Here is a 13,695-nt window from a genome sequence, read left to right as displayed (position 1 = left end):
TTTCGGCACTCCGACCACGCTCCGAATCTTTGTCAATGATTGATTTTATCCCGTATCGAGTCATGATACCGCTTAGGCAAAGCGGTGTTATGACGCCGTCTTCGGGACAATCGGAGCGCCGCTCCGGCAGCTGAACGGCTAGCCGCAAACCCGTGCAACTCTTAGCGTGAACCGGCGTTCGCGAGCGTCAGTTTCGGGTCCAGGGTCCGCGACCCTGGCTAGTTCATGTCGGCGCGGATGCGGGAGCGCAGGTCGTCGATCGGCTTGAGGCCGGCGTCGCTCTTGAAACGCCAATAGGTCCAGCCGTTGCAGGCGGGGCTTTGTTCCATCATGGCGCCCATCTTGTGGATGGAGCCGGAGAGATCGCCGTGGACGAGGGAGCCGTCGGCGCGGACGCGCGCGGTCTTGTCGCCCTTGGGGGTATAGAGCATGTCACCGGGATGGATGAGGCCGGCCTCAACCAGGGCGCCGAAGGGGACGCGTGGCTCCGACTTTTTCGAACCCATGACGGAGAGGTCGGCTTCGGTCGCCGCGATGACGCGGGCGATGCGCTCGGCGGCGACCTTTTGATAGGCCGGGTCACGTTCGATGCCGATATAGTGGCGGCCGAGGCGCTTAGCGGCGGCGCCGGTCGTGCCGGTGCCGAAGAAGGGGTCGAGGACGACGTGGCCGGGCTTTGAGCAGGCCAGGAGGACGCGGTAGAGCAGGGCTTCCGGCTTTTGGGTCGGATGGGCCTTGTTGCCGTTTTCGTCCTTCAGGCGTTCTTCGCCCGTGCACAGCGGGATCGACCAATCCGAACGCATCTGTGTGTCTTCGTTGAAGGCTTTCAGGGCGTCGTAGTTGAAGGTGTAGCGCTTCTGGCCCTTGGCCTTGGTCGCCCAGATAAGGGTTTCGTGGGCATTCGTGAAGCGGGTGCCCTTGAAGTTCGGCATAGGGTTGGCTTTGCGCCAGATGACGTCGTTCATCACCCAGAAGCCCATGTCTTGCATGGCGACGCCGAGGCGGAAGATGTTGTGGTAGGAGCCGATGACCCAGATGGCGCCATCGTCCTTCAGGACGCGACGGCATTCGTGCATCCATTCGCGGGTGAATTTGTCATAGGCTTCAAAGGAGGCGAATTGGTCCCAATCGTCGTCGACGGCGTCGACCTTGGAGTTATCGGGACGCAGCAGGTCGCCACCTAATTGCAGGTTATAGGGCGGGTCGGCGAAGACGAGATCGACGCTGGCGTCGGGCAGGGATTTCAGCACTTCGACGCATTCGCCGAGGTGGATGGTGTCGAGTTTCAGCTGGGCCGGCGTCGCGGAGATGAGGGCGGGCAGTTTGCGGACGGGGGATTGGCGCACGGGTTGATCCTTCTGACACGGGTATTCGGTCCATTTCGGACCAGCGAGGCGGATAAGCCTCTGAATCTCATGACTAGAATCAGGACGCAGTTAAGAGCGGGTTAAATTAACCATGTCGCCGAATCGGCGGATTCGTTTTTTTAGGGGTGAGTCGCGAAGGTCGCGCTTTTGGATTCGTTTTGTTCTTTTTTATTGCTCAGGCGCCGCAGGGCTCGCCGCATAGGGACTAGGCCCCCCCGGACGGCACGCAGTCGCGCTTGCCCAGTTCTTGGCCAAGTCTTTGCAAGACTTAGAGTTCGTTCTTCTACGGAGGTGGAGAGAGCGGTTGAGCTCGGGGGGCTATACTATTCCGCCAGGACTGCTGGAGCGGCCGGGACAGCGAGGTCTTTGATGGTCGCCCAGGTTTGGCGATGGATGGGGCAGGGACCATGGACACGCAAGGCTTCGAGGTGCGCTTCCGCCTGGTAGCCCTTATGGCCTTTGAAGCCGTAGACCGGATAGATATCGTGCATCTCGATCATGATACGGTCGCGAGCGGTCTTGGCAAGGATCGAGGCGGCGGCGATGCTGAGCGACAGGGCGTCGCCCTTGACGATAGCGGTAGAAGGAATGGTGAGCTTCGGGCAGCGATTGCCGTCGATCAGGGCGTGGTGAGCGGTGGGGCGGAGCTCTTCGACGGCGCGCTTCATGCCGGCCATGGTGGCCCACAGGATGTTAAGCGTGTCGATCTCTTCGACCGTCACCGTGACGACGGACCAGGCGCGGGCGGCGGCCTTGATTTGCGGTTCGAGTTCGAAGCGCTGTTTTTCGCTCAAAGCCTTGGAATCGGTGATGCCGGCGGGAATGGCTTGGGGATCGAGGATAACGGCGGCGACACATAAGGGACCGGCGCAGGGACCGCGGCCAGCTTCGTCGACGCCGCAAACCAGGCCGACGATTTCCGATTCATAACTGTAATCCACCATGATGAGGCGTTTACAGTGAATCGTCGGTGATGTCAGCGCCTTTTGCCGAAGGTCGGCGGGCTTGACGTCACGGTGGCGGGGCGGGCGAAGGGCCGCGTCGGCGGCGAGGTGATATTACGCGGCACCGGCTTGGCGACGGAGCTGAAGTCGAAGACGGGTTGATGCGGTTCCAGTTCGCTTTCGGGCGCATCGAAAACGGACGCGATGTCGACGCCTTGTTTGGGGTCGGGACCGAAGCGATTAGCCCCGGTTTCGCCTTTCCGCACCATCAGGATGAACAGGGCGATATTGGCTGCGCCTGATAGAAGGCTGAGAATGGGATTGGCAACGGGCAGGCCGTGGTTTGCCGACATCTGCGCGCCTGCAAGCGCGCCATTCAGAAGGCCGGGGACATAGAGCAACATCCAGAAGGCGGAGCGGCCGCTGTCGTGCAGACGGCGCACTGTCACGGCCAGATTGGGCAATAGCAGGATGAGAGCCAATAGCCCCATAATGCCGAACAGGCCAACAGCGCCGACCGGCCTGTCGGCCATGGTGACGACCGCCATTATGGCGAGGGTGAAGTAGACGGCAAATTGCAGCAGTTGGAACAGCCAGTACTCACTGCGACGGGCACGGCCGGAAAAGACGGCGAACTTCGCCAGGGGCTGCAAGATCAGGGGCATGGCGGCTTTTTCTGTCTGGGGAGGTTTCCGCAGACTAGACCGCCATAGCTGAAAGCGAGCTTAAAAGTTTTGGTTAAGGTGTGTCGTTGAGCGCCGGGCCCTTGGGGTCATTGCCGAAGCGGTTGGGGCCGCGTTTGCCTTCGGTGACGTAGAAGACCAGCATGACGATCTCGGCGATGAGGATCGGGAGAAAGACACAGAGGAACATCGAGCCGAACATGGTCAGGGCGAATTTGACGCCTTGCTCATCGCTCATATGTTCCTGGCCGTTGCTGATCAGGGGGATGACTTGCGTCCCAAAGATGATGAAAAACAAAACCATGCCGACCGTCATGACGACAATCGGCATGACCAGCCACCAGCCTGTGCGGCCGATATCATGCAGGCGCCGAACCGCCACGGCCAGGGTGGGCAGAAAGAGACCGAGATTAATCAGGCTGAACAGCGGCATGACGGTAAAGTAGCGGGCCATGAATTGTTCGGGTTCTGGGTGCTCGAAATTGATGCCGGTAAAGATCGTCATCATGGCGATGGAACCGAGGCCCATGCCGAGCAGGATGCGGAATAATACCCACAGCCAGAATTCGGAACGGCGCGAACGGCCGTTGAATTCTGCGTATTTTTGCAGCGGCTGAAACATCAAAGGCCAAGTCGACATGGTTTTCCCCTCCAGGATTTGTGGCGAAAATTAGGCAAATCCCTTCTAACAGGCAAGTGAATTCGCTGTAATCAACCCTTGACCGGCGCCGGGCCGAACCTGTTGTCGCCGGCGGATCCGGGCAAGGCGAGGAAAACGTAGAAGATCAGTTGCGCGCACAGGCTAGGGATTAAGACCCAGGGCAGCATGAGTTGGAATAGCGGCCATTCCAGTTTTAGAACCGTCGTCATGCTGGTCATGGGGTTCATCAGGGCGCCAGGATTGCTTGTCTCCATCTCCTGCATTTGCTGCCCCATATTGAGCATCAGGGTAAACAGCTCTTCACCCTTGACCATGAGGAAGACGACATAGGCCACGACGCTGATGACCATGGGCGCCACTATCCACCAACCGCTATGATTGATGTCGTGCAGCCGCCGGACGGTGACCGCCAGGATCGGAACCAGGATGGCAAGGCCGAACAGGCTGATGATCGGCGAAAACTGCATATAGTGCGGCAGGAAGGTCTCGAGATCGAACCGGCCGTTTTTCAGCGAGCTGAGATAGAGCCCGCCGTAAAGCAGGCCCTCGATGAGGTAAATGCCGAGCAGAAACCACCAGAATTCGGCGCGATTGGAGCGGCCGTTGAACTCGGCATAGCGAGTGAGTGCTCTGAACATGGCGGGCGTCTTGGACATGGCGCAAACTCCCAAATACTGTGGTCAGAAGACGTTGATATTGCCGCCACGGCCCTTTGGGTCGGGGCCGAAACGGTTGTTGCCGGGCGTGCCTTCGGTGACGCGGAAAACGAAGGTTACGACTTTTGCGAGAAAGAACGGCAGGAAAATCCACATCATCGGACGGATGATCGACATAACCATGGCGATGGCGGCACGTGGATCGTTACTGTTCGACATACCTTCCATGGTCTTTATGTTATTAATGAAGGATTCACCATTCAGAGAAACGACCACGATCATAGCGACCAGCAGGACGACATAGGGAAAGACGATCCACCATCCGGAACGGTTGATATCATGCATGCGGCGGACAGCGACGGCCGTGCTAGGTAGAAGGACGGCAAGCCAGAAGACAATCTTCACCAGGTAGATCAGGCCCATGGCACCCGCTGCGCCGGCGGCCGCGCCGTCTTTACCCTGGCTGCTGGCGGCCATGCCGAATATCATGGCATATTGCAGGATGGTCAGGCCCGTGTAGGCGAGGAATAGAAAGAGCGCCCAAAGCCAATATTCACTGCGGCGCGCGCGGCCTTGAAAGTCGACATAACGCACGAACGGCCTGAACATTAATTCCATGAAATCCCCCTATGGTCGAAAACGACGCTATCGGCAATTTATGTCATTTTCAGCAGTTCGGCAACCTTAGCGCAGGCAATCCAGAAGTTGCACGGGCGCAGACAAGACCGTTGGTTATCGAATAGGGATCAGAAAACGTTGATATTGCCGCCGCGGCCTTTGGGATCGGGACCGAACCTGTTGGGGCCGGGGGTGCCGTCGAGCACGTTGAAGATAAATACGATCAGCCAGGATAAGAGATAGGCGAGAGCGACCCAGATCACCGGCATCAGCGCGGCCGGCTTGCTGAGCGCCGGAGACGCCACCGTGCCACCTTCGCTGAGTTGCTGCAGGATCGGCAGGGCAGAGGGGCCCTGAGTAGCGATAAAGAAGATGATGCCGGCGATGCCCACGACGATCGGGAAGGCGACCCACCAGCCTGTCCGGTTGGTGTCGTGAAGGCGGCGAACACCGACCGCAAGGGTTGGCAGCAGGATAGCCAGCGAAAACACGCCGTTGACAAGTTGGATGACAGCGGCGCCGCTGCCACCCATTGAACTCTTCAAAAACCCGAATATGAAGCCGACGATCACCTGAAAGAGGAACCACAGCCAGTATTCGCTACGACGGGCCCGACCTTGAAAATCGACGTACTTCACAAAAGGCTGAAACATCAAGGCCATGGAAATCCCCTTATATTGCCGGCGCACAATGTTGAAAAGGCCAGCTTATTGGGGAGGCTAGCTCTTTTCCATCAGGTCGGCAACCTCCGCGTGACGGAAACAGGTGACGACGTGGTCGTTGACCATGCCGACGGCCTCCATGAAGGCGTAGACGATGACCGGGCCGCAGAATTTGTAACCCTTTGATTTCAAGAGCTTTGACAGGTCCTGCGAGGCTTTCGTCTCGGTCGGAATCTGGCCGTGCTCGAAATGGTTGTTGAGCGGCTTGTGATCTTGGGTGGCCCAGATGAAGTCGGTGAAATTTGTGCCTTTGTCGCGCAGGTCAAGGGTGATGCGGGCACTGTCGATCGCGGCGAGAATCTTGGCGCGCGAGCGAATAATGCCAGCGTCGTTCATCAGGCGCTCGATGTCGGCATCATTGAACCGGGCGACCTTTTCGGGATCGAAGCCGGCAAAGGCCGCGCGCAGGGCGTCGCGTTTGCGCAAGATGGTGATCCAGGACAGGCCGGCCTGAAAACCGTCGAGGACGAGTTTCTCCCACAGGGCGCGCGAGTCGAATTCCGGCACGCCCCATTCGGTGTCGTGGTAAGCGCAATAGAGCGGATCGGACTTGGGCCAGGAACAGCGTGGCAGGTCGCACATAGGTTAAATCTCTGATATATCTAATTTTTATACAGATGTTGGAACGTGGCTTTTTATCCAGTCGGGCCTGTCGATTTCGAGGTTCATGCCACTGGAGGTCGCTTGGCCGCCTTCGAGGCGGTCCAGCCGCATCAGGCCGAGGGACGCCCCGTCATGCGTATTGAGAACCTCGCCGATCTTGCGTTCTCCGAGGAGAATTTCCGCACCTTTGACGAGATGGCCCGCATGAATCAGCGGCAGGATGCGATTCTTGATTTGGCCACGGCGTTTCATGCGCGAGGTCAGTTCCTGGCCGATGAAGCAACCCTTGTGAAAATCGATGGCGTCGAGGAGGTCGAGATTGGCGTCGATAGGATAGAGTTCGTCCTGGACGAAATCGACGCCTGGATCGCTGAAGCCGTGCCGGAAGCGGAAGGCGACCCAGGTATCCGTATCTGCATTTTCCGCTTGGGGCGTGTAGGCGAAACCGAACGTGGCTCCAACGATGGCGCCGCGCGGATCGGGCGCGAAGCCCACCGGCAAGTCTCCACCAAAGGCGACGAAGACAGGGCGATCGAGCGCCACTATCGTCACCTTGGCGCGTAATTTGTACATGTTGAGTTTGGCCAGCAGTTCATCGCGTTCGGATAGCGGGACATCCAGCCAGATCTCGTCAGCAGATACCGCCTGCAGGATACAGTCGCAGATCATCTTGCCCTGAGGCCGCAAAAAAGCCCCGTAATGAAGGCTATGGAACAGCCCCTTCGCCGAATCATCCATGACGGCGTCGATATCGGCCGTGCACAAACCTTTCAGGAAGGCGGCCCAGTCGGGGCCGGCAATGCTGATCAAGGCGCGGTGGGCTAAGGAGGTTATGCGTGTCATGACAGATACGTGTGTATGAAGACCTGTTCTTGCTATAGGCGGTTTTGCGATTAAGTAGGAAGCATGAAATCTGACTTTCCGATTCTTCTGCTGGCGCTATGCGAACCGGCCAAGGCGCTGGCGCTCAGCGGCGTCATCCGCCGTTTGAAGCACGAAATCCCCCATGCCCGCATTACGCTGGTGACGACCAAGCTGTCGGCGGAATTGTTCCAGGATGACGACGGCATTGACGAAATCCAGGCCTTCGAAGGCGCGATCTTCAATCTCAAGGCTTTGGGAGCGTTGAGCGAACTGAGCCGCCGGTCGTGGGGGCTGCTGGTCGATATCGGGCCGACCATGATTTCGCGTATGATCCGCTCGAAAACGCGCTTCGTCCTCGACGCAAATGATCCGACCGGACCTCTGGAACAAATCTGCCGCAAGCTGGCGCTCGATCCGGAAGAGGTCAAGCCGATGCTCAAGGTCTCGCCGACGCGGGAAGCGCAGGTGAGGACTTTCCTTGACGCCCATGGCCGCGGCATCGCGCCGCTGATCGTCATCGCGCCCGGCGCGACCTGGCTGGGGCGCAAATGGCCGACCGAGCGTTATGCCGTACTGGCGACCAAGCTGATGCGTGAGAACGGACCATTCTCTAACCACAATCTGCTGATTCTCGGCACCCAGGCCGACCACGATACCGCCCTGGCCTTGCGCATGGCGACGCCGCGCGCCCTTGTCATGGAATTGACGGGCAAGCTGGATCTGCTGAGCGCCTATGCCGCCATCCGCCACGGCGCCGCTTTTATCGGCAATGATGAGATCTGGCTGCATCTGGCGGCCGCGACCGGTGTGCCGACCTTCGGCCTGCTGGGGCCGTCGGACGACGGCGACGCGCCGATGGGCGATAATGTTCATATTGTTCGTGGCCCGCGCCGCTTCGCCGATATCCGCGCCGTTGACCCGAAATTGAAGCAGAATGTCTGCCATATGTTGGATTTATCGATCGACAAGGTCTATGACAGCATCGCCGTCGCCACGCCGGAGCGGACCGCTGAAGAGGATGACCCATCCAGCGATATCGGTGCATTGAAGGAGCTCGGCCATGCCTAAGACATTTGATCTCATCATCCGAAATGCCGACCCGCGCTCAAGCAGCGGAGCGGTAGCGCAACATAAAATGATGGAGGCATACAGTGCCTAAGACATTTGATCTCATCATTCGTAATGCCGACATCATCAATCATGCCGAGCGCGGTAAGGGCGATATTGGCATCAGCAACGGCAAGTTCGCCGCTTTCGGCGATCTGTCTCAGGCCGCGTCGGCCGATGTTTTCGATGCCACCGGCCTGCTGGCCATGCCGGGGGTTATCGATACCCAGGTCCATTTCCGCGAGCCGGGATTGGAATGGAAAGAAGATCTCGAGACCGGCAGTCAGGCCGCCGTTATGGGCGGCGTGGTCGCGGTATTCGAAATGCCCAACACCAATCCGACCACGACCAATGCCGAAGCCTTTGCCGATAAGCTGGCGCGAGCCCATCACCGCATGCATTGCGATCACGCCTTCTATGTCGGCGGCACGCATGAAAACGTTCACGAACTGGGAGAACTGGAGCGGATCAAGGGTTGTTGCGGCGTCAAGGTCTTCATGGGCGCCTCAACCGGTACCCTGCTGATCGCCGATGATGCCGGCGTGGCCAGTGTGCTGAAAAATGTCAATCGCCGCGCCACCTTCCATAGCGAGGACGAATACCGCCTGGCCGAACGCCGGCCGCTGGCGCGCGAGAACGACTGGACCAGTCACGATTTCGTCCGCGACGCCCAGACGGCGATCCAGTCGACGCACCGGCTGGTGCGGTTGGCGCGCGAGGCCGGCAAGCGCATCCACGTCCTGCACGTAACGACGCGCGAAGAGATCGAGTTCCTGGCCGACCACAAGGATATCGCCACGGTCGAACTGACGCCGCAGCACCTTACCCTGGTGGCGCCGGAGGCCTATGAGCGGCTCAAGGGCCTGGCCCAGATGAACCCGCCGATCCGCGACCAATATCATGTGACAGGGTTGTGGCGCGGTATTACCGGCGGTGTCGCCGATGTGCTAGGCTCGGACCATGCGCCGCATACGCTGAAGGAAAAAGCCAAGCCCTATCCGCAGTCGCCGTCCGGCATGCCGGGCGTGCAGACCCTGCTGCCGGTCATGCTGAACCATGTCGCGGCCGGCCGGATGACGCTGGAGCGCCTCGTCGACCTGACCTCGGCCGGCGCCCAGCGTGTCTTCGGCGTCGCCAACAAGGGGCGGATGGCCGAAGGCTATGACGGCGACGTCACCCTGGTCGACCTCAAGCACAAGCGCGTGCTGAAACATGCCGATATGCGCACCAAGAGCGGGTGGACGCCGTTCGACGGCATGGAGGTCACGGGCTGGCCCAAGGCGACCATTATCCGCGGCAAGGTCGTCATGCGCGATGACGAAATAGTCGGTCCGAGCCAGGGCGAAGCCTGCCGGTTTATGGAGTCGCTTTAAGGCTTAGGCGGCTTGGGCGGCGCGGGCGGATGACAAATCCTGAGCAGGGCGTCGCGGCGGGCGGCATTGGCCTGGCGGTCGATAGCGCGCGACACGAAAATATCGGGCGACAGGGCCTGCTCGGGCGGACCCGCCCAGCGGCCGGCTGTGTCCAGGATCAGGCCCGGCATGCAGATGATCTGCGGCCCCGCTGAAACAGCGAACAGGTCGATCATATTGGCCGCGCCGTTGGGTCGGGTTTGCAGCAGCCATACCTTGTCACCGCGGGCAATCACGGTCATGCTGGGTACCGTCAGGCTCAGACCGCCGGGCAGGGGCTGAGGGCAGATCGCGGCGCTGCCCGTATCGCTTGGGCTGCAGGCGGGGGCGGGGGTGTCTTCGACCGCATAGACGGTGACATAGATGGTGTGCGTGCCATCTTTCAGGCCGATGCGAGGGCCGTCGAACAAGCCGGCCGCGACGTTATTTTCACCCGCCCGGTCATTGACCAGAACGTGGCGGCCGGACGTGCCCACCGGTCGCCACAGGTCGTCCTGATAGTGACTTCCGGTGGCGCTTTCGACATTGAGCAGGCTGACCGAGGTGGTCGCACCGGCGGGCAGGGGCTGCCACTTTCCGCGCTTTAGCACCAGGCAGGCGTTTTTGGCGCAGTCGCCTGGCCGGCTCTGCAGGCTGATCCCAGTTTCACCGTCGGGATAGGCGACGACCGGCCCCTTTGGATCGGGTGGCGCCGGAATGACGTGGGTCGGCGCCGTTTCATCATAGGGATGGAGCAGGGCGTCGATGCGGTCGCAACCGGCAAGCAGGAGCGACGCCGTCAGGGCGATGATGACTTTGCGATTCATGTCGCAGAACCTAGGCTATGACCGCGCCGGCACCAAACAAAAAACCCGTGAGGCGGACCTCACGGGTTTTCGTTATTCAGGTTTTGACCTGGTTATTCGGCTTCGGTGTAGGTGCCGTTGCCCGGGATCGTGCACTGCTCATATTCCTTGTGGGCGCGAGCGACCACGCAAGGCAGGGCTTTTTCCGCGAAGCTTTGGCGGTCAGCCTTCAGGGTGACGATATAGCCGCGCTTGTTGGCGCAGGCGATTTCGGCGACGACACCATCGTCGTAAGCGCTGGATTCACCGATATAGCGGACCTGGGTGACGTCGCAGCTCTTGGTCGGTTCAGCAGCCTTGATGAGCTTGTCGACCTGGGCCATCAGAATGTCCGGCGTAATCAGGCTACAGCCTTTTTGACCGACCTGGTCATGGAAGCAATCGTTCAACTTGTAGCTGGACGTGCTGCCTTCCTGCGGCACGAAGCCGATAAGGCCGAACGGCTGTTCCGGACATTTGAACTCTATGTAGTCGCGCTTGGTTTGTTCCTGGGTGCCGACAACATTGTAGTCCTGGACCGTGCAAGTGAAGCCGGCGGTTTTCAGGTGTTGTGAATAGGTGTCGTTGGCGTTGGCGGCAGCGACACCGGCGTCGGTATATTGGCAACCGCCAAGGCCGGCGGCGCTGGCGCACGAGATGCTACGCTTGAAGCTGTTGTCCAGGCCCGTCAGGACCATGAAGCCCGGCTTGTTGCTGCAGCCGAATTCGTAGAAGTAGCCATCCGATTCCTTGGTGATGCCCACCCAACGAACCTTGGTGACCTGGCAGTCGGCATCTGCCTGCGCGGCGACGGGTTTGAGCGCCGTTGTCGCCTGTTCGGCCGTGCTCAGGGTGCAGGGCAATTTGGTGTCGACGACCATGAGGCAGCTCAGGAAGTTGGGCTGGGCGTCGGAGGAGAGTTGCGGGTAGTCGAGAACGCCGCCCACGGATGTCCCGCAGGCCACTTCGTAACGATCGACCCGGGGGACGTCCGCAGCCGCGGTTGACATGGTCGAACCCATGACGCGAGCGTTGCTGACAACGCAACCCGGCAGATAGGTCTGTACGACGGGGGTCAGCCACTTATAGGGCGGTGTATTTTCGGGGAGGCTGCAGGTCGTCGTGTTTTGCTTAGGATCCTTGGGAGGTTCCGCCGACTGGATGCAGGTCACGGCCTGCGAAACCTCGGTAGGTGAAAAGGCGACAGCGAGAAAGCCGGGGCCGGTTTTACAGGCAACTTCGTACATGAAACCGTCAACCTTCTTTCCGTCCTTTGTCAAAGGCAGCTTGGGGTATACGTTGGCGGCTACCGGCTCACAGTGAATTTTGCCGGCCGTGATCAGGGTTTGGGCGTCGACCAGGGCCTGAGCCTGGGTAGCGGGGTCGATCTTGAGCGGGTCAGCTTGGGCGGCGGTGCCGGCGAAACTGGCCATCAGGGCCAGACCCGCGGCCATAACAAGGCAGCGCGCCTTGTCGGCAAGGTGTGAAATCTTCATGAGGCTCTCTCTCTGTAAGCGGCTCGAAACCTGCAAACACCGGCGCCCGTAACGCGCGGATATTGTATCGAAATCATTATTTACAGGATGTGGCGGTTAGAAGGCAAGGCGGATTTGAAGTGTCTTCGCCGCTCAAGCGCCGCTTGGCTCGCCGCAAAGGCGGCGGCGGGCTTTGCCCTTGCCAAAATCCGCAGACGGATTTTGGAGATGTTGCCGCTGCGGCACCGTTGCAGGCGCGTCTTTTGTCGGCTAGGCCTGACGGAATAAAGCAGGGAACACGCATGGACCAGGTACTTAGTGAAACGCACGACGGTGTCATGACCTTGCGGCTCAACCGCGCCGCCAAGAAAAATGCCCTGACCAAGGCGATGTACGAAGGCCTGATCGCCGGCCTGAACCAGGCTGCGGCCGACGATGCGGTGCGCGTCGTAGTTATGGCGGCGGAGGGGGGCGATTTCTGCGCCGGCAACGATATTCTCGATTTCGCCCAGGATTTTCCGGCCATGCAGGCCGAGGGCTTCGATCCGGATGCCATGGCGGTGTTTCGCTTCCTCAGGGCCATCACCTTTTTCGAGAAGCCGCTGATCGCAGCCGTTCAGGGGCAGGCCGTCGGCGTCGGTGTCACGCTGCTCCTGCATTGCGATTTGGTCGTGGCTGCCGACAACGCCCGGCTCAGCCTGCCGTTCCTGAAACTCGGCCTGGTGCCGGAAGCGGGTTCGACCCTGCTGCTGCCGCAGCGTATCGGTCATGCCCGGACCTTTGCCTGGATGGCGCTTGGCGAGGTGATCGGGGCGGAGGAGGCCAGGTCGCTGGGCCTGGTCAACCGCTGCGTTGCGATCGAGGATCTGGGCGGCGCTGTCCAGGAGATGGCCGGACACTTGGTGCGGTTGTCACCGTCGTCGCTGCGCCACACCAAGGCCTTCATGCGTGACCCGGAAACATTGTGGCAGGTAATTCGCGCCGAGGGCGCAGTTTTCCGCCAACAGCTGCTTAGTCCCGAAGCGCAGGCCGCCTTCATGGCCTTTATGGCAAGGTAAACAAGAGGTTCGCTCTACACCTCTGTTACATTTTGATGGATTATTTGCTGACGGCCGGCCTGTCAGCACCGCTATTTTATTTGACCGAAGACCTTATTGCGCCTACGGGATTGCGAATAAATACGTTGGGATTGATCAGGTTCAGTGGAACTGTGGGGGTGTAGCATGGCGTTGGATACACTGACTTTGGATACAGTTACTCTCGATTACAGCATTCGTCTGGAAGCTCCGGCGCTCGATCGCCGTATTACCGAACTCACCGATCGCGCTTTCGGACCCGGCCGTTTTGTTAAGACGGCGGAACGCCTGCGCGAAGATTCAGCTCCGATTGCCGACCTGTCATTTGTCGCCATGCAAGGCGATCGTTTGCTGGGTTCGGTGCGCATGTGGCCGATCTTTGTTCACGACGGCGAGACCAATCACTATGAGCCGCTGGTTTTTCTCGGCCCCATCGTCGTCGATCAGCTCTATCGCGGCCAGGGGATCGGCAAGGCCTTGATCGGTGCGGCCATTAATGCCGCCTTCAAAAAAGGCCTGCGCGCCGTCCTGCTGGTCGGATCGCAAACCTATTTCACGCCATTCGGTTTCCACAAGGCCGAGAATATGGCCATGCCGGGACCGGTCGATCCGAATCGTGTGCTGATCCGGTATCGCGAGGACGGCCTGAAGTTTCATGGCCGTGTCTGCAAGGTCATTTGAGA

15 protein-coding genes are annotated in these 13,695 nt (G+C 59.8%); 4 read left to right on the top strand and 11 right to left on the bottom strand.

From position 1 onward, the window contains the following. Positions 1-218: 218 nt before the first annotated feature. The 9 genes from AC1DX3_RS03885 to ygfZ form a co-directional block, all read right to left on the bottom strand. Positions 219-1,289: a DNA methyltransferase gene (locus tag AC1DX3_RS03885; RefSeq protein ID WP_476988032.1), complete on the bottom strand. Its 1,071-nt coding sequence runs from the start codon at positions 1,287-1,289 to the stop codon at positions 219-221. Positions 1,290-1,690: 401 nt separating this feature from the next. Beyond that, complete coding sequence (locus AC1DX3_RS03880) at positions 1,691-2,311, bottom strand: ribonuclease HII (RefSeq protein ID WP_476987913.1); 621 nt, start codon at positions 2,309-2,311, stop codon at positions 1,691-1,693. A 32-nt stretch (positions 2,312-2,343) separates the two neighbouring features. Next, entirely contained in the window at positions 2,344-2,976 is a 633-nt protein-coding gene (locus AC1DX3_RS03875) for a DUF805 domain-containing protein (protein WP_476987912.1), read from the bottom strand. Between the two features lie 73 nt (positions 2,977-3,049). After that, the gene (locus AC1DX3_RS03870) at positions 3,050-3,634 is read right to left on the bottom strand and encodes a DUF805 domain-containing protein (protein WP_476987911.1); all 585 of its coding nucleotides are present in this window, start codon (positions 3,632-3,634) and stop codon (positions 3,050-3,052) included. Between the two features lie 71 nt (positions 3,635-3,705). Then, the gene (locus AC1DX3_RS03865; protein WP_476987910.1) at positions 3,706-4,311 is read right to left on the bottom strand and encodes a DUF805 domain-containing protein; all 606 of its coding nucleotides are present in this window, start codon (positions 4,309-4,311) and stop codon (positions 3,706-3,708) included. A 24-nt stretch (positions 4,312-4,335) separates the two neighbouring features. Beyond that, positions 4,336-4,929: a DUF805 domain-containing protein gene (locus AC1DX3_RS03860; protein WP_476987909.1), complete on the bottom strand. Its 594-nt coding sequence runs from the start codon at positions 4,927-4,929 to the stop codon at positions 4,336-4,338. Between the two features lie 128 nt (positions 4,930-5,057). Next, the gene (locus AC1DX3_RS03855) at positions 5,058-5,591 is read right to left on the bottom strand and encodes a DUF805 domain-containing protein (RefSeq protein WP_476987908.1); all 534 of its coding nucleotides are present in this window, start codon (positions 5,589-5,591) and stop codon (positions 5,058-5,060) included. Positions 5,592-5,648: 57 nt separating this feature from the next. Beyond that, positions 5,649-6,233, bottom strand: a complete 585-nt coding sequence (locus AC1DX3_RS03850; RefSeq protein ID WP_476987907.1) for a DNA-3-methyladenine glycosylase I — start codon at positions 6,231-6,233, stop codon at positions 5,649-5,651. Between the two features lie 27 nt (positions 6,234-6,260). Continuing rightward, positions 6,261-7,097 (bottom strand): CAF17-like 4Fe-4S cluster assembly/insertion protein YgfZ, encoded by an 837-nt coding sequence (gene ygfZ, locus AC1DX3_RS03845; protein WP_476987906.1) that lies wholly within the window; start codon positions 7,095-7,097, stop codon positions 6,261-6,263. A 63-nt stretch (positions 7,098-7,160) separates the two neighbouring features. Here ygfZ and AC1DX3_RS03840 point away from each other — a divergent pair, with 63 nt between their 5' ends. Both AC1DX3_RS03840 and AC1DX3_RS03835 read left to right on the top strand, forming a co-directional pair. Then, positions 7,161-8,186 carry a glycosyltransferase family 9 protein gene (locus tag AC1DX3_RS03840; RefSeq protein ID WP_476987905.1) on the top strand — a complete coding sequence of 342 codons (1,026 nt, stop codon included), beginning with the start codon at positions 7,161-7,163 and terminating at the stop codon, positions 8,184-8,186. Between the two features lie 83 nt (positions 8,187-8,269). After that, positions 8,270-9,598 (top strand): dihydroorotase, encoded by a 1,329-nt coding sequence (locus tag AC1DX3_RS03835; RefSeq protein WP_476987904.1) that lies wholly within the window; start codon positions 8,270-8,272, stop codon positions 9,596-9,598. Here the strand turns inward: AC1DX3_RS03835 and AC1DX3_RS03830 are convergent. Together AC1DX3_RS03830 and AC1DX3_RS03825 are read right to left on the bottom strand one after the other, a co-directional pair. Then, a complete protein-coding gene (locus tag AC1DX3_RS03830) occupies positions 9,595-10,443 on the bottom strand; it encodes a hypothetical protein (RefSeq protein ID WP_476987903.1) in 849 nt (282 codons plus the stop codon). The two genes, AC1DX3_RS03835 and AC1DX3_RS03830, sit on opposite strands and share 4 nt — an antisense overlap. 92 nt (positions 10,444-10,535) lie before the next feature. Continuing rightward, positions 10,536-11,957: a hypothetical protein gene (locus AC1DX3_RS03825; protein ID WP_476987902.1), complete on the bottom strand. Its 1,422-nt coding sequence runs from the start codon at positions 11,955-11,957 to the stop codon at positions 10,536-10,538. A gap of 281 nt (positions 11,958-12,238) precedes the next feature. Between AC1DX3_RS03825 and AC1DX3_RS03820 the strand changes: the two genes are divergently transcribed. After that, positions 12,239-12,994, top strand: a complete 756-nt coding sequence (locus AC1DX3_RS03820; protein WP_476987901.1) for an enoyl-CoA hydratase-related protein — start codon at positions 12,239-12,241, stop codon at positions 12,992-12,994. A gap of 165 nt (positions 12,995-13,159) precedes the next feature. Beyond that, positions 13,160-13,693, top strand: a complete 534-nt coding sequence (locus AC1DX3_RS03815) for a GNAT family N-acetyltransferase (protein ID WP_476987900.1) — start codon at positions 13,160-13,162, stop codon at positions 13,691-13,693. Positions 13,694-13,695: the final 2 nt, after the last annotated feature.

The organism is Asticcacaulis sp. P2_B1 (assembly GCF_056404915.1).
Note: the sequence above shows the minus strand (reverse complement) of the source record. Positions and strands in the feature narration are given on the sequence as shown.

What these genes read in the sequence shown, in the direction of transcription:
- AC1DX3_RS03870 (WP_476987911.1), bottom strand. Translation starts at nt 3,634, where the DNA reads ATGTCGACTTGGCCTTTGATGTTTCAGCCGCTGCAAAAATACGCAGAA.
- AC1DX3_RS03830 (WP_476987903.1), bottom strand. Translation starts at nt 10,443, where the DNA reads ATGAATCGCAAAGTCATCATCGCCCTGACGGCGTCGCTCCTGCTTGCC.
- AC1DX3_RS03880 (WP_476987913.1), bottom strand. Translation starts at nt 2,311, where the DNA reads ATGGTGGATTACAGTTATGAATCGGAAATCGTCGGCCTGGTTTGCGGC.
- AC1DX3_RS03875 (WP_476987912.1), bottom strand. Translation starts at nt 2,976, where the DNA reads ATGCCCCTGATCTTGCAGCCCCTGGCGAAGTTCGCCGTCTTTTCCGGC.
- AC1DX3_RS03865 (WP_476987910.1), bottom strand. Translation starts at nt 4,311, where the DNA reads ATGTCCAAGACGCCCGCCATGTTCAGAGCACTCACTCGCTATGCCGAG.
- AC1DX3_RS03840 (WP_476987905.1), top strand. Translation starts at nt 7,161, where the DNA reads ATGAAATCTGACTTTCCGATTCTTCTGCTGGCGCTATGCGAACCGGCC.
- AC1DX3_RS03855 (WP_476987908.1), bottom strand. Translation starts at nt 5,591, where the DNA reads ATGGCCTTGATGTTTCAGCCTTTTGTGAAGTACGTCGATTTTCAAGGT.
- AC1DX3_RS03860 (WP_476987909.1), bottom strand. Translation starts at nt 4,929, where the DNA reads ATGGAATTAATGTTCAGGCCGTTCGTGCGTTATGTCGACTTTCAAGGC.
- AC1DX3_RS03820 (WP_476987901.1), top strand. Translation starts at nt 12,239, where the DNA reads ATGGACCAGGTACTTAGTGAAACGCACGACGGTGTCATGACCTTGCGG.
- AC1DX3_RS03850 (WP_476987907.1), bottom strand. Translation starts at nt 6,233, where the DNA reads ATGTGCGACCTGCCACGCTGTTCCTGGCCCAAGTCCGATCCGCTCTAT.
- AC1DX3_RS03815 (WP_476987900.1), top strand. Translation starts at nt 13,160, where the DNA reads ATGGCGTTGGATACACTGACTTTGGATACAGTTACTCTCGATTACAGC.
- AC1DX3_RS03825 (WP_476987902.1), bottom strand. Translation starts at nt 11,957, where the DNA reads ATGAAGATTTCACACCTTGCCGACAAGGCGCGCTGCCTTGTTATGGCC.
- ygfZ (WP_476987906.1), bottom strand. Translation starts at nt 7,097, where the DNA reads ATGACACGCATAACCTCCTTAGCCCACCGCGCCTTGATCAGCATTGCC.